The sequence below is a fragment of the Mycolicibacterium neworleansense genome (assembly GCF_001245615.1).
Classification (GTDB): Bacteria; Actinomycetota; Actinomycetes; order Mycobacteriales; family Mycobacteriaceae; genus Mycobacterium; species Mycobacterium neworleansense.
The window spans coordinates 1,559,710-1,581,008 of record NZ_CWKH01000001.1; the positions used below are offsets into that span (position 1 = coordinate 1,559,710).

A 21,299-nucleotide genomic window follows, 5' to 3' on the forward strand; every position below is an offset into this window, starting at 1 on the left:
ATTGTCGGTGTTGACGTCCAGTTTGTCGCCACACATTACAACGCCACGACGACGCCGGAGTGAACAAGTGGCCGACGGCCGGACGCCTCACGGCAAAGGCGGCGACGCGGTCACTGCGATGCGGACATCACCGGCGGCTTCTGCGTCGTGCGCTCGATGTCCGTTGCGTTGGCGTCACTTTCGCACCAGCCCGGCGGGCCGAACAGGTAACCCAGCCGGCCGCGCCAGGTCCGAGCCCGCCAGACGTCACCGACCATGGCCACGAACTCGTGGTAGTTGACCTTGATCGGGTTGTGGGTGTCGATGTTCTTGGTCAGCCCGTAGCGCACGGGTTCGCCCTCTTCCACGAAGGTGCCGAACATCCGGTCCCACAGGATGAAGATGCCGGCGTAGTTCTTGTCGAGGTAGGGATTGTTGGCGCCGTGGTGCACCCGATGATGCGACGGGGTGTTGAACACGTACTCGATCACGCGGGGAAGTCGGTCGATGCGCTCGGTGTGGATCGGGAACTGGTAGAGCAGCACGATCGCCTGTGACAGGAAGACCAGCCAGGCCGGGATGCCGATCAGGGCCAAACCCACGTACCCGATGGTGGCCAGAAACGACCCGGGAATCAGCCAGGACAACCGCATGGCGGTGGACAGGTTGAAGTACTGGCTGGAGTGGTGCACGTTGTGCGCCGCCCAGAACAGCCGAATCCGGTGGGACATCCGGTGTTGCAAGTAGTAGGCCAGGTCGGCCAGCACGATGGCCAGCACCCAGACCCACCAGTGCGAGGCCGACAGATGCAACGGCGTCACGGATGCGGCGATCGCGACCATGGGGACTGCGATGAACTTGTCGAGCGGTCGCAGCACCAGGCCCAGGGCGTAGATCGACAGGTTCGTTGCGCTGTCCCGCCACGAGATCGCGGGCCGGGTACGGGCGGCATCCTTGTCCTTGTCGAAGCGATAGCTCAGGAATTCGACCGCCATGAGGACGAAGAAGGCGGGCATCGCGTAGAGCCCGATCCGGATCGGATCCATCGGGGCTACCTCGTGTCTTTCTTGCGGTCTTTCTTGGGCATACCGGCCAGCTGCCAAGCCAGTGCCTGGCCGAACAGTTCCGCGGGTACGCGGTCGGCGTCGATCCGGCGCTGCCGGATCAGCCCCTGGAACAGCGCGAGAACCACCACGGCGAACCTCTCCACGGAGACGTTGTCGTCGATGTTGTTGCGCTCCAATGCATCGGTGAGGATCTCGCGCAGTGCGGCCAGCGTGCGGGCCGACCGACCCCGCAGAATCTGCATGGCATCGGGATTGCGCACGGCGTGCAGCCAGAACTCGGCCTGGATCGCCTCGAATTCGATGTCGTTGTCGGCGATTTCGACGAGCATCCGCCCCAGGGCGGTCAGCGGTCCCTCATCGGCGTTGCCGGAGATGGTCTGCACCACCTGGTCGAGCCGACCGGACGCACGTTCATTCATCAGCTCCGAGAACAACTCCTCCTTGCTGGAGAAGTTCGAATAGACGGCGCCGACCGAGTAACCCGCTGCCGCCGCGATCTCGTCCACCGACGCCGCGGCGTAACCCTTACGGGCGCAGGTTTGGGCGGCGGCGTCGAGTAGTGCCGCTCGAGTTCTCGCCTGGTTCTCGGCTCTCGTCAGCCGTACCGGCTTCGGTTCCTTGCCACTTCGATCGTCGCCCATATTTCAGATAGTAGCCGTTATCTGAAATTTCGGATAGTGCCCGCTATCCGAAATAGCGCCAGTCCCGTCAGCGGCCGGTCGGGGCAATCGGCGAGTGTCCTTCTTCGGGGTCCCGGTGTATGAGCCGCAGTGGCTCGTCGGCCGCCAAACAGTTGCTCGCGCCCATGATGAAGCGTTGAGCAAGGCTTACGGCGAACTCGTTGATCTCGCCAGGAAGCAACAGGGTCGCAATCAGGCACCGCCCCGAATTCAGGGACCGCTCGCAATCCTGACTCATGCTTGGCTACAACGGGATCCGGAAACCTCAGGTGACTGGGGCTGGGTCGCCGGTGTCCAATTCGATGCGAACGTAGCCATCATCAGCTACTCGGTGATACGTCCACACGCCTTGAGGATGGGACGTCGCCTGTCTCAGGCGTCGTCGAGTAGATCCGGGGTCACCGCCGACTCGGTGTCGGGAATCCCGTCCTGCTTGGCCTTGCGGTCGGCCATCGACAGCAGGCGCCGGATACGGCCGGCCACAGCATCTTTCGTCATCGGCGGGTCGGCGAGCCGGCCCAGCTCCTCCAGCGACGCCTGGCGGTGCTCGACCCGCAGCTTGCCCGCGGCGGCCAGGTGATCGCCGACCGGCGCAGGTTGGCGTCGTCGAAATTGGCCAGACGATTGGCGGTGGCGCGGACCTCACGGCGCATGCGCCGCTCCTCCCACGTCAACCGAGTGTCCTGGGCGCCCATCCGGGTCAGCAGGGCACCGATCGCCTCGCCGTCACGCACCACGACCCGGTCACTGCCGCGTACCTCGCGGGCCTTGGCGCTCACGCCGAGCCGACGCGCCGCACCGACGAGGGCGAGCGCCGCCTCCGGGCCCGGGCAGCTGACCTCCAGGGCCGACGACCGGCCCGGCTCGGTCAACGATCCGTGCGCGAGGAACGCCCCACGCCACGCGGCCTCGGCGTCACCGACGCTGCCGCCCACCACCTGGGCGGGCAGGCCCCGAACCGGGCGGCCGCGGAGATCGAGCAAGCCGGTCTGCCGGGCCAACGCCTCGCCATCGGCGGCCACTCGCACCACATAGCGGGTGTTCTTCCGGATTCCACTGGCCGACAGCACGTGCACCACGGCGTTGTACCCGTAGAGGTCGTAGATGTCCTTGCGTAGCCGGCGCGCGATGATCCCGAGGTCCACCTCGGCCTCGACCACCACCCGGCCGGCCACGATGTGCAGCCCGCCGGCAAAACGCAACAATGACGCCACCTCCGCGCGGCGAGCAGTCACCGAGTTGACTACCAGGCGGCTCAGCTCGTCCTTCACTTCGGCTGTCATCGCCACGGATTGTCCCCTCTCGGTGTATTCGGCGCCGGCTCCTGGTGCCCGACGTCGAGCGACCTCGCAGCGGGCGTGGGAACGGTGGGCTCCTGCACGGCCCGCCCTGGCGTCGACGCGCGTAACCGGACCCCCTCCAGCACCGCGGCCAACTTCGCCGGGTCATGTAAAGGTGTACCAGGTCTGGACACGTCAGCAAACTCAACTCTGGCGTTGAGGATGTTGGCGGTGCGGCTGAGTTGCTCCCGTTCACGGTCGCTCGGCACCCGGCTGGCATCGACGATGATGTCATGCACGCTGAAGTCCGGAGCATGCTGGGCCAGAACGTGGATGTGACGCTCCGCCGAGAACCCCGCCGTCTCCCCCGGCTCGGCCGCCAGGTTCAGCACGAGCGCACGGCGCGCCGTCGTCGCTCGCAGTGCGGCAGCCAACTGCGGCACCAGAACGTGGGGAATGACACTGGTGAACCACGACCCGGGCCCGAGCACCACGAGATCCGCGCTCATGATGGCCTCGACGGCCTGCCGGGTCGCCGGTGGATCACCCGGCAGCAGCCGGACCCGGCGTACCTTGCCCACCGTGGTGGCGATCGCCACCTGACCGCGGATCACCCGGCTCATCCGGGGATCGGACTCCAGGCCCGCGACGTCGGCCTCGATCTGCAGCGCGATCGGACACATCGGCAGCACCCGGCCCTTCACACCCAGGATCCGCCCCAGCTCGTCGAGCGCGGCAACCGGATCGGCCAGCACCTCGCTGAGACCCGCCAGCATCAGATTGCCGATCGGGTGACCGGCCAGCGCGCCACTCCCACCGAACCGGTGCTGGATGATGGTCGCCCACAAGCGGCCGTGCGGACTGTCGGAAGCCAAGGCCGCCAACGCCATTCGCAAGTCACCCGGCGGCACCACGTCGAGCTCGCTGCGCAACCGTCCCGACGAACCACCGTCGTCGGCCACCGTCACCACGGCCGTCACGTGTGGGCTGAGTCGCCGGGCCGCCGACAACGTGGCGTACAACCCATGCCCTCCACCGAGGGCGACGATGCGGGCCGTCATTCGCGACCCAAATCCCGGTGCAGCACGTGCACGGTGAGCCCGTCACCGCCCTGCAACCGCTCCGCCAGCGCCTCGGCGATCGCCACACTTCGATGTTTGCCGCCGGTACAGCCGATGGCGACGGTCATATAACGCTTCCCCTCCCGGCGGTATCCGGCGATCACCACGTCCAACAGCCGATGGTAGGTGTCCAGAAATTCTCTGGCCCCCGGTTGTCCCAGTACGTAGTCACGCACATCCGGGTGTTGGCCGCTGTGCGGGCGCAACTCGTCGACCCAGTGCGGATTCGGCAGGAACCGCACGTCCATCACCGTATCCGCATCCATCGGCAGTCCGTATTTATAGCCGAACGATTCGACGGTGACATTCGTATACGCGACGGTCTCACCGCCGAAGGCTCGCTCGATGCTCTCGCGCAGCGCCGGCACCGGCAGCGCGGAGGTGTCGATCACCAGATCAGCGGCCGCGCGCACCGGGGCCAGCAACGCCCGTTCGGCGGCAATCCCTTCCGCCAGGGTCTGTGTGCCCTGCAACGGGTGGCTGCGCCGGTTCTGCTCGTAGCGGCGCACCAAAATGTCGTCGGAAGCCTCCAGGAACAACACCCGGGGGGTGATGCTGCGCGCCGCCAATTCATTGCGCACCCAGTCGAGATCGCCGGTGAAGCCACGCGACCGCACATCCATCACCACCGCCAGCTGGGTAATCCGCGATCCGGCGGCCAATCCCAACTCGACCATGCGGGCGATCAGTTCCGGCGGCAGGTTGTCGGCCACATACCAGCCGAGGTCCTCCAACACTTTGGCAGCCGTGCCGCGCCCCGCCCCGGACAAGCCGGTGACCAGCACCACGTCGATACCCGAATCCGCGTCCGCACCACCCACGATGCCGCCCTCGCGCAGATGTTCGTTCATGCGCGATCCGCCTGGCTACTCATGTCCCCGTTACCCGTCATCCCGACACCCTGCGTCGATCATCCTCGATAACCGTTGCGGGCGTCCCTGAATCGCCCAGTCCGGCATTGTTCTCGCTTAGCGGATCATCACGTTCGGGTGAGGGCTGCTCTATTGGCGGCTCGCCGCCGGGCTCGATTGGCGGCTCGCCGCCGGGCTCGATTGGCGGCTCGCCGCCGAGCGCAGCCAGGACGGCCTTCGCCGTCGTCACACCGATCCCCGGCACCGCGGTGATCTCCTCGACGGTGGCGTCCTTGAGCCGCGCCACCGAACCGAAATGCGTCACCAACGCCTTGCGGCGCTGTTCGCCCAAGCCTCGCACCGAGTCGAGGGCCGAGGCGGTCATCCGCTTGGACCGCTTGCTGCGGTGGTAGCTGATGGCGAACCGGTGTGCCTCGTCGCGCACGCGCTGCAACAGATACAGCCCCTCACTGTTTCTCGGGAAGATGATCGGATCGGGCTCTGAGGGCACCCACACTTCCTCCAGCCGCTTGGCCAGCCCGATCACCGCGACGTCGGTGACGCCCAGCTCGTCGAGCACCGCTGCCGCCGCATTGACCTGAGGTGCACCACCGTCCACCACGAACAGGTTCGGTGGGTAGGCGAACCGGCGCGGACGTTGCTCGGTGGCCGGATCGGGCTGCGCATCACTCACGTGTCGCAGGAAACGCCTGCGGGTCACCTCGGCGATCGAGGCGACGTCGTCCGAGCGTCCCCCGCCGGCCGCCTCCCGGATCGCGTAATGCCGGTAGTCCGACTTACGCGGTAGCCCGTCCTCGAACACCACGAGCGAGGCGACCACGTCGGTGCCCTGCACATGGCTGATGTCCACGCATTCGATCCGCAGCGGCGCATCGGCCAGCCCGAGGGAATCCTGAATACTCTGCAGCGCTTCCGATCTCGCATTGAAGTCGCCGGCACGCTTGAGCTTGTGCTGGGCCAGCGCCTCGTGCGCGTTGCGCGCAACGGTCTCGGCCAGGGTGCGCTTGTCGCCGCGCACCGGCACCCGCAGGCTCACCCGCGAGCCGCGAAGCCCCGACAACCAGGCCGCCAGTTCATCGGCATTCGGCGGCAACACCGGCACCAGGACCTCGCGCGGCACCGGGTTGGTCGCCTCATCGGCGGCGCCGCCCAGTTCGGCCTGCTCACCGTAGAACTGAGTGAGGAACTGCTCGACGAGGTGCTCCTGCCCGGATTGTTCTGGGTCACCGGACTTCTCGACGATCCAGCCGCGCTGGCCCCGCACCCGGCCGCCCCGCACGTGGAACACCTGCACGGCCGCCTCGAGGTCGTCATCGGCGAACGCCACCACATCGGCATCGGTGCCGTCACCGAGCACGACGGCCTGCTTCTCCAGCGCACGCTTGAGCGCGGCGATGTCATCGCGAAGCCTGGCGGCCCGCTCGAAGTCCAACTCCTCGGCGGCCGCGGTCATCTGCTGCTCCATGTCGCGCGCCAGCCGGTCGGTCTTGCCGGCCAGGAAGTCGCAGAAGTCCAGCACGATGCGCCGGTGCTCCTCGGCACTGACCCGGCCGATGCACGGCGCCGAGCACTTGTCGATGTAGCCGAGCAGACATGGGCGGTCGATCTGCCTGTGCCGCTTGAATACTCCCGCAGAACAGGTTCTGGCCGGAAACACCCGGGTCAGTAGATCGAGGGTCTCCCGGATGGCCCACGCATGCGAGTACGGGCCGAAATAGCGCACCCCTTTGCGCCGCGGCCCGCGGTACACCATCAACCGCGGGTACTCCTCGTTGAGAGTGACCGCCAACACCGGGTACGTCTTGTCGTCGCGGTAGCGGATGTTGAAGCGTGGATCGAACTCCTTGATCCAGTTGTACTCCAGCTGCAGTGCCTCGACCTCGGTGGTGACCACCGTCCACTCGACACTGCCCGCCGTCATCACCATCTGGCGGGTACGCGGCGCCAGGCTCGCGATGTCGGCGAAGTACGACGTCAGCCGACTGCGCAGGCTCTTGGCTTTACCTACGTAGATGACCCGACCGTGCGGGTCCCGGAACCGGTACACGCCCGGCTCCACTGGTATCGATCCGGGCGCCGGCCGGTACGTCGCTGGATCGGGCACGGTTTCCAGGTTACTGCCGCGATCCGACGGAACTCCGCTACCGTCGAACTGTGCGGTTGCTGGCGTCCACGCGGTCGGTCATCGCGCTGCTCAGTGTCGTCGCCGTGATCCTTGCCGGGTGCGCCGATGGCAGTCGGCGCCCGGCGAGGACCGATGCCGGACCGTGCCAGATTGTGTCCAACGGCACCCCGCTCCCCAAACCCCCGCCGCCACCCACGGCCCAACCGCCCGCACCGCCGACGACCCGGGACCTGGCCACCCAACCCGAGATCGGCACCGGCTACCGCAGCGACATGACAGCCGTGGCCACCACGACCTACGCGGTGGCCACCGCCAATCCGCTGGCCACCGAGGCCGCCTGCAAGGTGCTGCGCGACGGCGGCACCGCGGCCGACGCACTGGTGACCGCACAGGCCGTGCTCGGCCTCGTCGAGCCCCAGTCCTCCGGGATCGGCGGCGGCGGTTTCCTGCTCTACTACGACGCGGCGGGCAATGCGGTGCGCGCCTATGACGGGCGTGAGACCGCACCGGCCGCGGCCACCGAGAACTACCTGCGGTGGGTGTCCGACACCGACCGCACCGCCCCCAAACCCGATGCCCGGGCGTCCGGCCGGTCCATCGGGGTTCCCGGGATCGTGCGGCTGCTCGACGACGTCCACCGCCAGTTCGGAAAGAAGGTCTGGCGCGACCTGTTCGACCCGGCCGTGTCGATGGCCGATCGGGGATTCGACATCAGCCCGCGTCTGGCCGCGGCCATCGATGACGCCGATGCCCAACTTCGCTCGGACCCCGCCGCCGCGGCCTACTTCCTCAATCCCGACGGCAGTCCCAAACCCGTGGGCACCCGGATGACCAACCCGGCCTATGCGAAAACCTTGGGCGCCATCGCATCCGAGGGTGCCCAGGCGTTCTACACCGGTGACATCGCCCGCGCCGTCGTGGCCGCCGTCACCGATCCGAGCGGCGGCCGGACCCCGGGTGCCCTGACGGAACAGGATCTTGCCGGTTACACCGTCAAACAACGCGACCCGGTGTGCACGACCTACCGGGGCCGCGAAGTCTGCGGGATGCCGCCGCCGTCATCGGGCGGCATCGCGGTGGCGGCCACCCTCGGCATGCTCGAGCACTTCCCGATGAGCGACTACAAGCCCGCCCGCGTCGACCGCAACGGCGGGCACCCGTCGGTCACCGGGGTACATCTCATCTCCGAGGCCGAACGCCTCGCCTATGCCGACCGAGACCGCTACGTCGCCGATACCGATTTCGTCCCGCTGCCCGGTGGCTCACCCGAGACCCTGCTGAGCGGCGCCTACCTGACCGGCCGGGCCGCCCTGATCTCCAGGTACCACACGATGGGCGTAGCCGCGCCCGGCGATTTCGCGCCCCCGATCACGGTCCCGCCTGCGCGCGAACACGGCACCAGCCAGATCAGCGTCATCGACAGCTTCGGCAATGCCGCCTCGCTGACCACCACGATCGAGTCGGCGTTCGGGTCGTTCCACATGGTCGACGGCTTCCTGCTCAACAACCAGCTCACCGACTTCTCGGCCGAGCCGATCAGCACCGAAGGCCTTCCCATACCCAACCGGATTCAGCCCGGCAAGCGCCCACGCAGCACCATGGCGCCCACCCTGGTGTTCGACAAGACCGGGCCACAACGAGGACGGCTGTATGCGGTGCTGGGCTCCCCCGGCGGGGCGGTGATCATCCAGTTCGTCGTGAAAACCCTTGTCGGCATCATGGATTGGAACCTGGACCCGCAGCAGGCGGTATCCATGATCGACTTCGGCGCGGCCAACACACCGGTGACCAACGTCGGCGGGGAACATCCGCTGGTCGATACGGTCGCCAATGGGGACCGTGATCAATTGGTCGAGGGCCTGCGGGCACTTGGACACCAGGTGTCGCTGGCCGATCAATCCAGTGGGCTCTCAGCCCTGGTGCGCACGTCGTCGGGCTGGATCGGGGGGGCCGCCCCCCCCCGTGAGGGCCTGGTGCTCGGCGATGCCGGCTGAACGTGGCTGTGTCAGACCAGCTTTGAGCGGTACCGGTCGATGAGGACCCGCACCTCGTCCATGGCCTCGACCGCACGCCCCTTGTCGATCGCCTGGATCGCCATCACCGGGATGTACTCGTCGTCGGGCAGGTCCAGCCGGGCCCATCGAGCGCCGGTCGGGAAGGACACGCCGAGCGCCTCGGACCAGGGAATCACCTTGAAGCTGACCAGATTACGGACCGCCACCCCCGCCGGGCCGACCCGCAGCCGGGGCCGCGCGAACATCAGCACCACTCCGGCGATGATCGCTCCGAGCAAGGCGATGGCCACCTGATCGGAGGTCTGGAACACCACCCCGGTGGATCCGACCTTCAGCAGGGCGCCGACCGCAACGTGCGCCAGAAAGATGATCAGGGCCGCGCCATAGGCGAAATACGGTGTCCGATAGGGCCGGATGTCGAGGTCCCAGGCTTGTTCAGTCATCTGAGCATCACGCGTTGGCACGCAGTTCCCGCAGTGTCAGCGCGGTGGACAGGGCTGCCGCCGCGGCCTGCGCGCCCTTGTCCTCGGTCGAATCCGGCAGACCGGCACGGTCGAGGGCTTGTGCCTCGTTGTCGGTGGTCAGCACACCGTTGGCCACCGGGGTGGACGCATCGAGCGACACCCGGGTCAAGCCCTGCGTCACCGCATCGCAAACGTAGTCGAAATGCGGGGTCTGGCCGCGGATGACCACACCCAGCGCCACCACCGCGTCATGGGTGACCGCCAATGCCTGTGCCACCACCGGGATTTCGATCGCTCCGAGCACACGCACCACGGTCGGCTCGGCGATGCCGGCCTCGACCGCGACCTTGCGCGCCCCGTCGAGCAGCGCATCGCAGATCTGGGTGTGCCAGGTGCTGGCCACAATCGCCAGCTTCACCTTCGAGGCGTCGATCTGGGGCAGATCAGGGACTCCGTGGCCGCTCACAGGCTCGGTCCGGAATCGGTCGCAGTGGGCGGCCGACGGTCACCGAGCAGGTACACCGCCTCGTCGTAATCGTCCATGCTCACCGCTTCGTCATAGTCTTCGAGGCCGACGAGGTCGTGGCCCATCCGGTCCCGCTTGGTCATCAGGTAGCGGATGTTCTCCGAGTTCGCGCGCACCGGCAGCGGCACCCGCTCGATGATGTGCAGCCCGTAGCCGTCCAGGCCCACTCGCTTGGCCGGGTTGTTGGTCAGCAGCCGCATGGACCGGATACCGAGGTCGACCAGGATCTGCGCGCCGATGCCGTAGTCACGCGCGTCGGCGGGCAGCCCGAGTTTCAGATTCGCGTCGACGGTGTCCTCACCGGCGTCCTGCAGCTGATAGGCCTGCAACTTGTGCATCAGACCGATGCCCCGGCCCTCGTGCCCGCGCATGTAGAGCACCACGCCGCGGCCTTCGCGGGCCACCATCGCCATGGCGGCATCGAGCTGCGGCCCGCAGTCGCAGCGCCGCGAGCCGAACACGTCACCGGTCAGGCACTCGGAGTGCACCCGGACCAGGACGTCGTGACCGTCGCTGGCCGGCCCGGAGATGTCACCGCGGACAAGCGCGACGTGCTCGACGTCCTCGTAGATGCTCTTGTAGCCGACCGCCACGAACTCACCGTGCCGGGTCGGGATCCGTGCCTCGGCGATGCGCTCGATGTGCTTCTCGTGCTTGCGGCGCCACTCGATCAGGTCGGCGATCGAGATCAGCGCCAGGTCGTGATCGTCAGCGAAGACGCGCAGCTCATCGGTGCGTGCCATGTCGCCTTCGTCCTTCTGGCTGACGATCTCGCAGATCGCGCCGGCAGGCTGCAGCCCGGCCAGGCGGGCCAGGTCGACGGCCGCCTCGGTGTGTCCGGGGCGGCGCAGCACCCCACCGTCCTTGGCGCGCAGCGGAACCACGTGGCCGGGCTTGGTGAAATCGTCGGCGACGGTGGTCGGATCGGCAAGGGCACGCATCGTGGTGGCCCGGTCGGATGCCGAAATGCCGGTTCCGACATCCTTTTTCGCGTCCACCGTGACGGTGTAGGCGGTGCCGTGCTTGTCCTGGTTGACCGCGTACATCGGCAACAGGCCCAGCCGGTCGCAGATCTCACCGTCCAGCGGCACGCACAGATAGCCCGAGGTGTAACGGACCATGAAGGCGACGAGTTCGGGAGTGGCCTTCTCGGCAGCGAAGATCAGATCGCCCTCGTTCTCGCGGTCCTCGTCGTCGATCACCACCACGGCTTTGCCCGCCGCGATATCGGCTATCGCCCTCTCGACGGAATCGAGCCTGGTCATCTGCGCCACCTTGCCTGTTCGAATGCCAGGTCCCAATGCGGGACCATGCCGACTCCAGTATGAACCACCGAAATCCAGCGGTTATTGCCAGCTCTTATTCACCGGGACCGGCCATCAGCCGTTCCACGTATTTGGCGATGATGTCCACCTCGAGATTGACCGTGGTCCCCACGGCCGCCTGGCCCAGCGTGGTGAGCTCGCGCGTAGTCGGGATCAGTGACACCTCGAACCAGTCGTCGGCCACCGCGGACACCGTCAGGGAGACTCCGTCGACCGTGATCGAGCCCTTCTCCACCACATAGCGCGACAGCGTGGTGGGCAGGCCGATGCGCACCACTTCCCAGTGGTCGAAGGGCGTGCGGGAGATCACAGTCCCGGTGCCGTCCACGTGGCCCTGCACGATGTGGCCTCCCAGGCGGCTGTTGACCGCGGCGGCGCGCTCCAGGTTGACCCGGCTGCCCACGCCGACCCCGCCCAGGCTCGACCGGTTGAGGGTCTCCCCCATGACGTCGGCGGTGAACGCGCCGTCGGGCAGGACGTCCACCACGGTCAGACAGACGCCGTTCACCGCGATCGAGTCGCCGTGGCCGGCGTCGGCGGTGACCACGGGGCCGCGGATGGTGAACCGGGCGGCATCCGTCAGCTCCGCCTTGTCGATCAGGACACCCAGCTCTTCAACGATTCCGGTGAACACGCCGACCAGAGTATTCGCCTCGACTGGGAGTTGGAGAAAACGCCCGGCCGCCACGAACCTCTACGATGCAGTCATGCAGACGCGCCCACGCTTCGCAGTCCAGTCCTTATTCGCAATCGTCTTCGCAGCGGCCGCCCTCGTCGCGGGCTGCTCGTCGGCTCCCGAGACGTCGAACGCCCCGCTGCCCGAGGCCGCCACGTTGCTGCAGGAATCTGCAGCCACCACCAAGGCCCAGCAGAGCGTGCATCTGCTGCTGACCGTGCAGGGCACGATCAAGGGCCTCCCCGTGGAGAAGCTCGACGGCGACCTGACCAACTCGCCCGCGGTGGCGGCACAGGGAACCGTGGATCTCGACGCCTTCGGCCAGAAGATCTCCGACGCGAAGTTCGTGGTCGCCGACGGGAACCTGTATGCCGCGCTGACGGCAGGCGATCCGCTGTCCGATTACGGACCTGCCGAAAAGATCTACGACGTGTCGACGATCTTGAACCCCGACCTGGGCCTGGCGAACGTGCTGTCGAACTTCACCGACCCCAAGGCGGACGGTCGCGAATCCATCGGCGGCACCGAGGGCGTCCGGGTGACCGGCACCGTCAGCGCCGACGCCGTCAACAAGATCGCCCCGCAGCTCAAGGCCGAGGGCCAGGTCCCGGCCACCGCGTGGATCTCCGAAGACGGCGACCACGCGCTGCTGCAGGCCAAGCTCGAACCCACCCCCGGCAACAGTGTCACCATGACCCTGTCTGACTGGGGCAAGCAGGTCACCGTCACCAAGCCCGCTTCCTGATGTCGGCCGCGGAGTCGGTGAAGACCGGCCGCAACCGCAACATCGCGATCAGCGCGGGCAGCCTGGCCGTGCTGCTCGGTGCCCTCGACACCTACGTCGTGGTCACCATCATGACCGACATCATGTCCGACGTCGGGATCGCGGTGAACAAGATCCAGCAGGTCACCCCGATCATCACCGGCTATCTGCTCGGCTACATCGCGGCCATGCCGCTGCTGGGCCGGGCCTCGGACCGGTTCGGGCGCAAGATGCTGATCCAGGCCGGTCTGGCTGGTTTCGCGGTCGGTTCGGTGATCACCGCACTGTCCGGCGACCTGACCACGCTGGTCATCGGCCGCGTCGTGCAGGGCACTGCCAGCGGAGCCCTGCTCCCGGTGACACTGGCGCTGGCCGCCGATCTGTGGGCCGCACGTAATCGAGCGGCAGTGCTGGGCGGTGTCGGTGCCGCGCAGGAGTTCGGCAGCGTCCTGGGCCCGCTCTACGGCATCGGCGCGGTGGCACTGTTCCACCATTGGCAGGCCGTTTTCTGGATCAACGTCCCGCTGGCCGTCATCGCCATGGTGATGATCCATTTCAGCCTGCCCGGCAAGGAGCCGAGCGAGCATCCCGAGAAGGTCGATGTCGTCGGCGGCCTCCTGCTGGCGATCGCGCTGGGCCTGGCTGTCGTCGGCCTCTACAACCCGGAACCGGACGGCAAGCAGGTGCTGCCCGAGTGGGGCCTGCCGGTCCTGATCGGCGCGCTGGTGGCCACCGTGGCGTTCTTCGTGTGGGAGAAGGTCGCCCGCACCCGGCTGATCGAGCCCGCGGGTGTGAAGTTCGTGCCGTTCCTCGCCGCGCTCGCCGCCTCGTTGTGTACCGGTGCCGCACTGATGGTGACGCTGGTCAACGTCGAACTGTTCGGTCAGGGCGTGCTCGGCAAGGACAAGTACGAAGCCGCCTTCCTGCTGCTGCGGTTCCTGATCGCCCTGCCGATCGGCGCGCTGCTGGGTGGCTGGATCGCCACCCGAATCGGGGACCGCATCGTCAGCTTCACCGGTCTGATGATCGCGGCCGGCGGCTTCTGGCTGATCACCCACTGGTCGATCAATGTGCTCGACAAGACCTACGACCTGATGCTGTTCCAGTTGCCGGTGCTCGACACCGATCTGGCGATCGTGGGTCTGGGGCTCGGGCTGGTGATCGCTCCGCTCACCTCGGCCACGCTGCGGGTCGTGCCTGCCGCACAGCACGGCATCGCCTCTGCGTTCGTGGTGGTGGCGCGGATGATCGGCATGCTGATCGGCATGGCGGGCCTGTCCGCCTGGGGTCTGTACCGCTTCAACCAGCACCTGGCGGGCCTGGCCGCCGCGGCCGCCAGCAGCGAAATGTCGCTGCAGGAGCGGCTGGCCTCTCAGGCGACCCGCTATCGCGAGGCGTACGTGTCGATGTACGGCGATATTTTCGGTATCACCGCGATCGTCTGCGTGGTGGGTGCGGTGCTCGGTCTGCTGATCGCCGCGCGTCATTTCCACGCCGACGAACTCGCCGGCCCTCCCGAGCATCTCGGAGTCAACGACGGCGGTGACGCGCCGACCGAGATGTTCGACCTTCCGACCCAGTCCCTGGGAGCCCAGCGCGTGGACGAGACGGTCCGGCTACCGCGGCAGCAGCCGCCGGGCCGGCACCGGTCCAGCTGACGGGATCAGCAGCGCTCGACCCCGGGGCGGAGCAAGCGTGGTGCCCGGCCGGCCTCTTCAACCGGCCGGCTGGGCAGCACGAGGCGCAGTGGGGCACGCACCAGCGCCCGAATCGTGCGGGGAGTCCACGGGGTGGTGGGGAGCCAGTCCTGCAGTGCAGTCATGCTCGCGTCCTTTGCTCGTGTTCACCGGGCGCAAATTCGGCAGTGAAACGCGCTTTGGTACGAGTGTACCGGTTAGCACCGTCAACGCTCGGCATTTCACCAGCTTAGCTTAGGTAAGCCTAACCTTGTCTGGCTACCTACTGCGAGCCTGCGATCAGTTGGGCACCAGACTCAGGCGAACATCCGGCCCGATGGCGGTGATGCCGTCGAACCGCCACCGCTGCGCGTGCACGATGCTGGGTACCCCGATGTCATCGACCGCCGTGATCGGCCCACCCAACAGGATCGGCGCGACGTAGGCCAGGATCCGGTTGACCACGCCGGCTCGCAGGAAGGCGCCGGCCAGGGTCGGTCCACCCTCCAGCAGCACATCGGTCCGGTCGCCCAGCGACCGCATCACCTCATGCGGATCGTGGGTGCGGATCAGCATGGTGCGCGAATCATCGTTGAGCACCTTGGCGTCCGACGACACGTCCCGCATACCGACCACGACCCGCAGGGGCTGATGGTCGGCCGGCGTGCCGTCGGCCAGGCGCGCCGTCAGCGTCGGATCGTCGACAAAGACAGTCCCGGTGCCGACCACGATCGCGTCGGCCGCGAACCGCTTGCGGTGGACGTCCGCGCGGGCGGCCTCGCTGGTGATCCACTGGCTGGAACCGTCGGCGGCGGCGCTGCGGCCGTCCACACTGGTGGCGAATTTCCATGTCACATGCGGCAATCCGGTGCGCTGCTTGTGCAGCCACTCGCGCAACGGCCCCTTTTCGACCTCATCGGCCAACACCCCGGCGCGTACCACCACACCGGCTTCGGCCAGCCGCTGAGCCCCGCCCTCGGCCACGGGGTTGGGGTCGGAAACCGCAAAGGCAACAGTCGAAATCCCGGCCGCCAGAAGCGCATCCACGCACGGCGGAGTCCGGCCGTGGTGATTGCACGGCTCCAGGGTGACCACAGCGGTGCCGCCCTTGGCCCGGTCCCCCGCTGCCTGCAACGCCATCACCTCGGCGTGCGGACCGCCGACAGGCTGTGTCCCGCCGACACCGGCGATCTGCCCGTCGCTGTCCAGGATCACCGCGCCGACCGGCGGATTGGGATAGGTCGAGCCCTTGACCTGTTCGGCTTGCTCGATGGCCAGCCGCATCGCGGCCTCTGGCGTCATAGCGTCAGATGTCTCGACGCGCTCGCAGCCTGCTGGCGCAGGGACTTCACCGCGGCGGCCGGATCGGCCGCGCTGTACACCGCCGAACCGGCGACGAAGCAGTCCACACCGGCCTCGGCGGCCTGCTCGATGGTGTCGGCGTTGATGCCGCCGTCGATCTCGACGACGATGGTCAGCTCACCGGCATCGACGAGCCGGCGCGCGGTGCTGACCTTGGCGAGCACCTCCGGGATGAACTTCTGCCCACCGAAACCGGGCTCCACCGACATCACCAGAAGGGTGTCGAATTCCTTGAGGATCTCCAGGTAGGGCTCCAGCGGGGTGCCCGGCTTCACCGACAGGCCGGCCTTGGCACCGGCAGCCCGGATATCGCGAGCCACACCGATCGGATTGTCGGTGGCTTCGGCGTGGAACGTGACGTTGTACGCACCGGCCTCGGCGTACGGCGGCGCCCAGCGTTCGGGTTGGTCGATCATCAGATGGCAGTCCATCGGGATGTCGGTCGCCTTGAGCAGGGACTCCACCACCGGCAGACCCAGCGTGAGGTTGGGCACGAAGTGGTTGTCCATGACGTCGACATGCAGCCAGTCGGCCCCGGCCACCGCGGCGACCTCATCGGACAGCCGCGCGAAGTCCGCGGACAGGATGGACGGGGCGATCAATGGAGTCTTGTGCTCCTCGCGTGCGCGGAGGTCTGCCATGGCGGTCAGCCTACTTTCAGGGCGGCGGCGAACATCGCATCGGTCCCGTGCCGGTGCGGCCACAGCTGGACGTGCGGTCCATCACCGAGATCCTCGGCCGGGGCAAACAGCTCCCGGGTGTCGAGTTGGGTCACCGGATGCCTGCGCACGGCGTCGGCCACCACACCGACCGTCTCGGCCAGGTGTGGTGAACAGGTCGCATAGAGGACGACGCCGCCGGGACGGGTCAGCGCGATGGCCGCGGCGAGCAGCTCGCGCTGCAGTTTCGCCAGCCCCGGGACGTCACCGGGCTGGCGTCGCCACCGCGCTTCGGGGCGGCGGCGCAACGCCCCCAGACCGGTGCAGGGGGCGTCGACCAGGACGCGGTCGAAGCCGGGTTCCAGGCCGGATTCCCGGCCGTCGACGCGTTGGACGTCGACGTCGAGCCCCCGGGTGTTCTCCTCGACCAGGTCAGCACGCCGCGGTGCGGGCTCGACCGCGGTGACCCGGGCGCCCGAAGCCGCACCGATGGAGGCCAGCAGCGCGGTCTTGCCGCCCGGGCCCGCGCACAGGTCGAGCCAGCGACCGTTGTCCGGGCCGTCGAGCTCGGCCAGGGTCAGCGCGCGGGCGACCAACTGGCTGCCCTCGTCCTGCACCTGGGCGGCTCCGTCGCGCACGGCCGCGATTTGCCCGGGGTCGCCACCGGACAGGTAGACGGCATAGGGCGAATACCGACCCACGGTGCCGTCCGCCGCCGCGGCCAGCTCGGCCGCGGTCAGCGCGGTGGGCCGGGCCGCCAGGTGCACCACCGGGCGCTCGTCGTCACTGGTCAGCAGGGCGTCGAGTTCCCCGGCCCGGGCGCCCAGCGCGTCGGTGAACGCCTGGGCGATCCAGCGCGGGTGGGCGTGGAGGAACGCGGCGTGCCCGACCGGGTCGGTGGCCGCAGGCGGGGCCAGCTGCTCCATCCATTCCTGCTCGGTGCTGCGCGAGACCGTCCGCAACACTCCGTTGACGAAACCGGCTCGGGCCGAGTCGAATTCGATTCCGGCCTGTTCCACGGTGGTGGACACCGCGGCGTGCGGCTCCACCCGGGTGCGCAGCAGCTGGTAGGTGCCGAGCCGCAGCAGGTCGAGCAGCACGGGGTCGATCCGATCGGGCGGTCGCCCGGCGGCCGCCTCGATGACGGCGTCGAGCAGCCCCTTGGTACGGCAGGCTCCGTAGGTGAGCTCGGTGGCGAACGCCGCATCACGGCCCTCGATCCCCCGTTCCCGCAGCAGGGCAGGCAGGGCCAGGTTGGCATACGAATCGCGCTCAGACACCGCACGCAGCACGTCGAAGGCCGCCCGGCGGGCGGGGTCGAGCGGGGTGCGACGGTGCTGCCGGTTGCGTTGCGGCGGGCGGTTCTGCCGGTTCGAGGGCCTGCTCATGATGCGCGCACCGAATCCTCCAGTCGTGCGCCGCGGGCCCAGTCGGCGGCGTTCATGAGTTTCTTTCCGGGCGGCTGGATCTGCCCCAGCCGGACCGGCCGCGACCCGGTACCGACCAGCACCGCGTTGCGCTCGACCCGAATGTCACCGGGCGCCAACACATCTTGCGAGTGCTCCACCGTGACCGGACCGACCTTGACGCGTAGGTCCCCGATCATCGTCCACGCACCGGGATTCGGCGTGACCGCACGAATCTGGCGGTCGACGACGTGGGCCGGCAGCTCCCAGCGAACGCGGGCCGACTCCACGGTGATCTTGGGCGCCAGGCTCACCCCGTCGGCCGGCTGCGGCACCGCGGTCAGGGCGCCCTCGGCGATACCGTCCAACGTCGACTCCAGCAGTGCGGCACCCGAATCAGCAAGCCGCCCAAGCAGTTCGCCGGCCGTATCGGTGTCACGCACCCGCTCGGTGACCACCCCGTAGACCGGGCCCGAGTCGAGCGCCGGCTCGATGAGGAACGTCGTGGCTCCGGTCACCTCGTCACCGGCGGCCAGCGAGGCCTGCACCGGTGCTGCCCCGCGCCAGGCCGGGAGCAACGAGAAGTGGAGATTGATCCAGCCATGCCGTGGCACCGCGAGCAGGCGTTCGCTCAGCAGTGCGCCGTAGGCCACGACGGCACAGCACTCAGGTGCCAGCTCGGACAGCTCGGCGATGAACTCATCGGAGTTGGGCCTGGCCGGCCGTAGGACCGGTATGTCGTGCTCGAGCGCCAGCTGCGCGACCGGTGACGGCGCGGGCTTACCGCGACGCCCGGCGGCGGCGTCGGGCCGGGTCAGCACCGCGACCACGTCGTGGCGAGGCGAGTCGATCAGCCGCTGCAACGACGGAAGGGCGGGCTCTGGAGTTCCGGCAAAGACAAGACGCACCGCACCAGTTTAGGGAGCCGGACCGCCGCTTCCCTAATGCGGCGAGCGGTAATACTCCCGCTCGGACACTCCGGCCAGCGGTGCCAGGTACACCCACGGAATGGTTCCCACGAGCCGGTTGAGGGTGGCCACCGCATCGTTGTAGTACTGGCGGGCGAACGCCAGCTTGTTCTCGGTGTCGGCCAGATTCTCCTGCAGATTCAGGAAGTTGTTCGACGAATTGAGTTGCGGATACGTCGATCCCACTGCCAGTACCCCCGACACGGCGGCATCGAGATTCCGTTCGGCGGCACTGCGCTGCTCTATCGAAGCACCACCGGTCGCCGAGGTCAGCGCCGCCTGCGCAGTACTTGCCCGGCCCAGGACCGCCGTCTCGTGTGTGGCGAACGTCGCCACCGCCTGCACCAGTGCCGGAATCAGCGCGGCCCGGCGGGTCAACTCGACGTCGATGCCGCTCAACGCCTCGGCGACGCGCACGTCGGCCGCCCGCAGCTTGTTGTAACCGACGACGAAGCCCACCAGGACCGCCACCGCCAGGACCAGCACCACGACCAACAGCAGTCTCACCACGAGCCGCCTCCTCCCCCTCCTCCGCCGCCACCGCCGCCGCCTCCACCAGACGACGATGACCCGCCGCTCGATGAGGAGGAGGACGACTGCGAGGCGGTGTACGCCCCGATCGATGACGATAGTGCCGATTCGAAACTGTCGAAGTCCGCTCCGCCGGATCCGCCGGTGAAACCGTGACTGTCGCCCGACGACGATGACGACGAGTTGTACCAATCCGGTTGGGGCGCAGGAGCCCCCACGGTGTCCTGATACTTCTTGGCCCACAGTGCGGCCGCACCACCGGCCACCGCGAACGGGATGTAGGCCAGGTAGAGGTCCTTGCGGGCGGAGAAGTCGAATCTGGTCTCGGCCGATTCGGTGGACAGCAGGCGGTGGAAACCCTCTGCCCGCGACCACAATTCCCGGCCGGCGGGAGTGCGGCGCGTACCGACACCGCCCCGCCAACCACGCAGCGAGCACAGGAAGAACACCGCGAAGGGCACACCCCACAACGTGATCCCGAACCAGAGGAAGAAGCCCGCCAGTGCGGCGAGGAATGCCACCACATTGGCGACGCGGACCCACAGTTCCTTGCCACGCCGGACCAGGAAACCTCCATCGAACGCCCACTTGCGGACGGCGACGGCCATATCCGTCTTGGCCTTGCTCAGCTTTTTGCCCGACGTCGCGGAGTTCTTCGCCGAGAACTCGGCGCCCACCGACATCACCTTCAGCGCCGCACCCACTTCGACGCCGACCGGATCGACTTCGCCCCAGTCCGCAGGCTTGGCGAGACCCCTGATCTTCCAGTGCTTGTCACTGACCTGCCGCAGCTCGATGAGCCCGCGCTCGGCGAGGTGGAACAGCGTTGCGCTCAGGCCGTTCTTGGGGACTGTCTCGGTGCGGATGAACTCGGTCTGCACCGGTCCGAGTCCTTCCGGCGGCGCGTACTGCACCGGGAATCCCGGTGACGGTTCGACCGTGGTGCGAGACCAGAAGTAGGCCAGCAGTCCCATCCCGGCGGTCAGCAGGGCGAACCAGAACAACGCGGTCACCGACCGGCCCAGGATCCGGTCCCAGGTATTGGGCCACGGCAGGGTGGTCTGCGGCGGTGTCACCACGTCGACGCCGGCCCGCAGCGTCACCGGTGTGTGGGGGTCCAGGCCGGTCGCCGTCAGGCGCACGGCGTTGCCCTCGGTGCGCAGATCCGCACACGCCCGGCCGACGCCGAAGCCGACGCTGCACCCGGCCCCGGTCACCTCGGCCGGCAGGGTGACCGAGATCTCGGCCCGCTCGATCGTGTTGTTCCACGCCGGGGCGACGACGTTCCAGTAGAACGCCGAGGGAGCATCGGGGTTACCGGTGTTCGCGGCGAACTGGCGCTCGGCGCCGGCGGTGCCCGGATCCAGGACACCGTCGATCGTGTAGCGGATCTCGAAGACGTGGCTGCCCCAGTCCAGGGTGGTGGCGGGGTCACCGATCTTGGCCACCCGGAACCGTTTGCCGCTCTCCCACAGCAGTTGGTAGGTCACCGGCGCGCCATCCATCGTGATCGACACGATCTCGGGCACCTGCCGAACGTGGGAATTGTTCTGATTGGCCACATCCCAGTAGCGGAAGATGCCGTGCCGTCCGCTGGGGAAGTCGCCGGTGACGGTCTCGACCGCGGACATCCGCCCGTCGGCGTCGACGGTGAAATCGGCCCGGTAGTCGGTGATCACCACCGGATCGGCCGGGCCTACCCCGACGCCCGACCCGGACCCGCCGGTGAACACCAGCGGCCACAGCAGGCCAAAGGCGATGAGCCCCAACGCAAACAACCACGAGCACACCCGGCGCATGGCAG

At 68.0% G+C, this 21,299-nt stretch carries 19 protein-coding genes and 1 pseudogene; 3 read left to right on the top strand and 17 right to left on the bottom strand.

Annotated features, from left to right (window positions below; all coding sequences use genetic code 11):
• Positions 1–110: 110 nt before the first annotated feature.
• From BN2156_RS07270 to uvrC, 6 genes and pseudogenes are all read right to left on the bottom strand, one after another.
• Positions 111–1,025 carry a sterol desaturase family protein gene (locus BN2156_RS07270; protein WP_090511860.1) on the bottom strand — a complete coding sequence of 305 codons (915 nt, stop codon included), beginning with the start codon at positions 1,023–1,025 and terminating at the stop codon, positions 111–113.
• Between the two features lie 5 nt (positions 1,026–1,030).
• Entirely contained in the window at positions 1,031–1,687 is a 657-nt protein-coding gene (locus tag BN2156_RS07275) for a TetR/AcrR family transcriptional regulator (RefSeq protein ID WP_090511862.1), read from the bottom strand.
• Between the two features lie 411 nt (positions 1,688–2,098).
• Positions 2,099–3,009 (bottom strand): annotated as a pseudogene (gene whiA, locus BN2156_RS07285) (DNA-binding protein WhiA).
• Positions 3,006–4,067, bottom strand: a complete 1,062-nt coding sequence (gene yvcK, locus BN2156_RS07290; RefSeq protein ID WP_090511867.1) for a uridine diphosphate-N-acetylglucosamine-binding protein YvcK — start codon at positions 4,065–4,067, stop codon at positions 3,006–3,008. Before yvcK ends, whiA begins: the two are co-directional and overlap by 4 nt.
• Positions 4,064–4,978 (bottom strand): RNase adapter RapZ, encoded by a 915-nt coding sequence (rapZ, locus tag BN2156_RS07295; protein WP_044518226.1) that lies wholly within the window; start codon positions 4,976–4,978, stop codon positions 4,064–4,066. Before rapZ ends, yvcK begins: the two co-directional genes overlap by 4 nt.
• 37 nt (positions 4,979–5,015) lie before the next feature.
• Positions 5,016–7,103 (bottom strand): excinuclease ABC subunit UvrC, encoded by a 2,088-nt coding sequence (uvrC, locus tag BN2156_RS07300; protein ID WP_090511870.1) that lies wholly within the window; start codon positions 7,101–7,103, stop codon positions 5,016–5,018.
• Between the two features lie 50 nt (positions 7,104–7,153).
• Between uvrC and BN2156_RS07310 the strand changes: the two genes are divergently transcribed.
• Entirely contained in the window at positions 7,154–9,118 is a 1,965-nt protein-coding gene (locus tag BN2156_RS07310) for a gamma-glutamyltransferase family protein (RefSeq protein WP_210436581.1), read from the top strand.
• Positions 9,119–9,129: 11 nt separating this feature from the next.
• Here BN2156_RS07310 and BN2156_RS07315 read toward each other — a convergent pair whose 3' ends face one another.
• The 4 genes from BN2156_RS07315 to BN2156_RS07330 all read right to left on the bottom strand — a co-directional run bounded on the left by BN2156_RS07315 (position 9,130) and on the right by BN2156_RS07330 (position 12,088).
• Positions 9,130–9,582, bottom strand: a complete 453-nt coding sequence (locus BN2156_RS07315; RefSeq protein ID WP_090511874.1) for a PH domain-containing protein — start codon at positions 9,580–9,582, stop codon at positions 9,130–9,132.
• A gap of 7 nt (positions 9,583–9,589) precedes the next feature.
• Positions 9,590–10,069, bottom strand: a complete 480-nt coding sequence (gene ribH / locus BN2156_RS07320; RefSeq protein WP_090511876.1) for a 6,7-dimethyl-8-ribityllumazine synthase — start codon at positions 10,067–10,069, stop codon at positions 9,590–9,592.
• Positions 10,066–11,394 carry a bifunctional 3,4-dihydroxy-2-butanone-4-phosphate synthase/GTP cyclohydrolase II gene (locus BN2156_RS07325; RefSeq protein WP_090511879.1) on the bottom strand — a complete coding sequence of 443 codons (1,329 nt, stop codon included), beginning with the start codon at positions 11,392–11,394 and terminating at the stop codon, positions 10,066–10,068. The genes ribH and BN2156_RS07325 overlap by 4 nt, the downstream gene beginning before the upstream one ends.
• A 94-nt stretch (positions 11,395–11,488) precedes the next feature.
• Positions 11,489–12,088, bottom strand: coding sequence for a riboflavin synthase (locus BN2156_RS07330; protein ID WP_090511881.1), 600 nt, complete (start codon positions 12,086–12,088; stop codon positions 11,489–11,491).
• A gap of 73 nt (positions 12,089–12,161) precedes the next feature.
• Here BN2156_RS07330 and BN2156_RS07335 point away from each other — a divergent pair, with 73 nt between their 5' ends.
• Together BN2156_RS07335 and BN2156_RS07340 are read left to right on the top strand one after the other, a co-directional pair.
• Positions 12,162–12,875 (top strand): LppX_LprAFG lipoprotein, encoded by a 714-nt coding sequence (locus tag BN2156_RS07335; protein ID WP_090511883.1) that lies wholly within the window; start codon positions 12,162–12,164, stop codon positions 12,873–12,875.
• The gene (locus tag BN2156_RS07340; RefSeq protein ID WP_090511885.1) at positions 12,875–14,551 is read left to right on the top strand and encodes an MFS transporter; all 1,677 of its coding nucleotides are present in this window, start codon (positions 12,875–12,877) and stop codon (positions 14,549–14,551) included. Before BN2156_RS07335 ends, BN2156_RS07340 begins: the two co-directional genes overlap by 1 nt.
• A gap of 5 nt (positions 14,552–14,556) precedes the next feature.
• On the opposite strand, the gene BN2156_RS30665 is transcribed toward BN2156_RS07340, so the two are convergent.
• From BN2156_RS30665 to BN2156_RS07370, 7 genes are all read right to left on the bottom strand, one after another.
• Positions 14,557–14,715: a hypothetical protein gene (locus tag BN2156_RS30665; RefSeq protein WP_159402824.1), complete on the bottom strand. Its 159-nt coding sequence runs from the start codon at positions 14,713–14,715 to the stop codon at positions 14,557–14,559.
• A 154-nt stretch (positions 14,716–14,869) separates the two neighbouring features.
• Positions 14,870–15,871 carry a bifunctional diaminohydroxyphosphoribosylaminopyrimidine deaminase/5-amino-6-(5-phosphoribosylamino)uracil reductase RibD gene (gene ribD / locus BN2156_RS07345; protein ID WP_090511888.1) on the bottom strand — a complete coding sequence of 334 codons (1,002 nt, stop codon included), beginning with the start codon at positions 15,869–15,871 and terminating at the stop codon, positions 14,870–14,872.
• Positions 15,868–16,572, bottom strand: a complete 705-nt coding sequence (rpe, locus tag BN2156_RS07350; RefSeq protein WP_090511890.1) for a ribulose-phosphate 3-epimerase — start codon at positions 16,570–16,572, stop codon at positions 15,868–15,870. Before rpe ends, ribD begins: the two co-directional genes overlap by 4 nt.
• Positions 16,573–16,577: 5 nt before the next feature.
• Positions 16,578–17,978 (bottom strand): RsmB/NOP family class I SAM-dependent RNA methyltransferase, encoded by a 1,401-nt coding sequence (locus tag BN2156_RS07355; RefSeq protein WP_090511893.1) that lies wholly within the window; start codon positions 17,976–17,978, stop codon positions 16,578–16,580.
• Positions 17,975–18,904, bottom strand: coding sequence for a methionyl-tRNA formyltransferase (gene fmt, locus BN2156_RS07360; protein ID WP_090511895.1), 930 nt, complete (start codon positions 18,902–18,904; stop codon positions 17,975–17,977). Before fmt ends, BN2156_RS07355 begins: the two co-directional genes overlap by 4 nt.
• Before the next feature lie 33 nt (positions 18,905–18,937).
• Positions 18,938–19,474, bottom strand: coding sequence for a LemA family protein (locus tag BN2156_RS07365; protein ID WP_090511899.1), 537 nt, complete (start codon positions 19,472–19,474; stop codon positions 18,938–18,940).
• The gene (locus BN2156_RS07370) at positions 19,468–21,294 is read right to left on the bottom strand and encodes a DUF2207 domain-containing protein (protein WP_090511902.1); all 1,827 of its coding nucleotides are present in this window, start codon (positions 21,292–21,294) and stop codon (positions 19,468–19,470) included. The genes BN2156_RS07365 and BN2156_RS07370 overlap by 7 nt, the downstream gene beginning before the upstream one ends.
• Between the last annotated feature and the right edge of the window lie 5 nt (positions 21,295–21,299).

Excerpts from the sequence above, each read along its gene's own strand:
- yvcK (WP_090511867.1), bottom strand. The coding sequence starts at position 4,067 with ATGACGGCCCGCATCGTCGCCCTCGGTGGAGGGCATGGGTTGTACGCC.
- ribD (WP_090511888.1), bottom strand. The coding sequence starts at position 15,871 with ATGACGCCAGAGGCCGCGATGCGGCTGGCCATCGAGCAAGCCGAACAG.
- rapZ (WP_044518226.1), bottom strand. The coding sequence starts at position 4,978 with ATGAACGAACATCTGCGCGAGGGCGGCATCGTGGGTGGTGCGGACGCG.
- BN2156_RS07340 (WP_090511885.1), top strand. The coding sequence starts at position 12,875 with ATGTCGGCCGCGGAGTCGGTGAAGACCGGCCGCAACCGCAACATCGCG.
- BN2156_RS07355 (WP_090511893.1), bottom strand. The coding sequence starts at position 17,978 with ATGAGCAGGCCCTCGAACCGGCAGAACCGCCCGCCGCAACGCAACCGG.
- BN2156_RS07270 (WP_090511860.1), bottom strand. The coding sequence starts at position 1,025 with ATGGATCCGATCCGGATCGGGCTCTACGCGATGCCCGCCTTCTTCGTC.
- BN2156_RS07275 (WP_090511862.1), bottom strand. The coding sequence starts at position 1,687 with ATGGGCGACGATCGAAGTGGCAAGGAACCGAAGCCGGTACGGCTGACG.
- BN2156_RS07325 (WP_090511879.1), bottom strand. The coding sequence starts at position 11,394 with ATGACCAGGCTCGATTCCGTCGAGAGGGCGATAGCCGATATCGCGGCG.
- BN2156_RS07315 (WP_090511874.1), bottom strand. The coding sequence starts at position 9,582 with ATGACTGAACAAGCCTGGGACCTCGACATCCGGCCCTATCGGACACCG.
- BN2156_RS07370 (WP_090511902.1), bottom strand. The coding sequence starts at position 21,294 with ATGCGCCGGGTGTGCTCGTGGTTGTTTGCGTTGGGGCTCATCGCCTTT.
- BN2156_RS07335 (WP_090511883.1), top strand. The coding sequence starts at position 12,162 with ATGCAGACGCGCCCACGCTTCGCAGTCCAGTCCTTATTCGCAATCGTC.
- rpe (WP_090511890.1), bottom strand. The coding sequence starts at position 16,572 with ATGGCAGACCTCCGCGCACGCGAGGAGCACAAGACTCCATTGATCGCC.
- BN2156_RS30665 (WP_159402824.1), bottom strand. The coding sequence starts at position 14,715 with ATGACTGCACTGCAGGACTGGCTCCCCACCACCCCGTGGACTCCCCGC.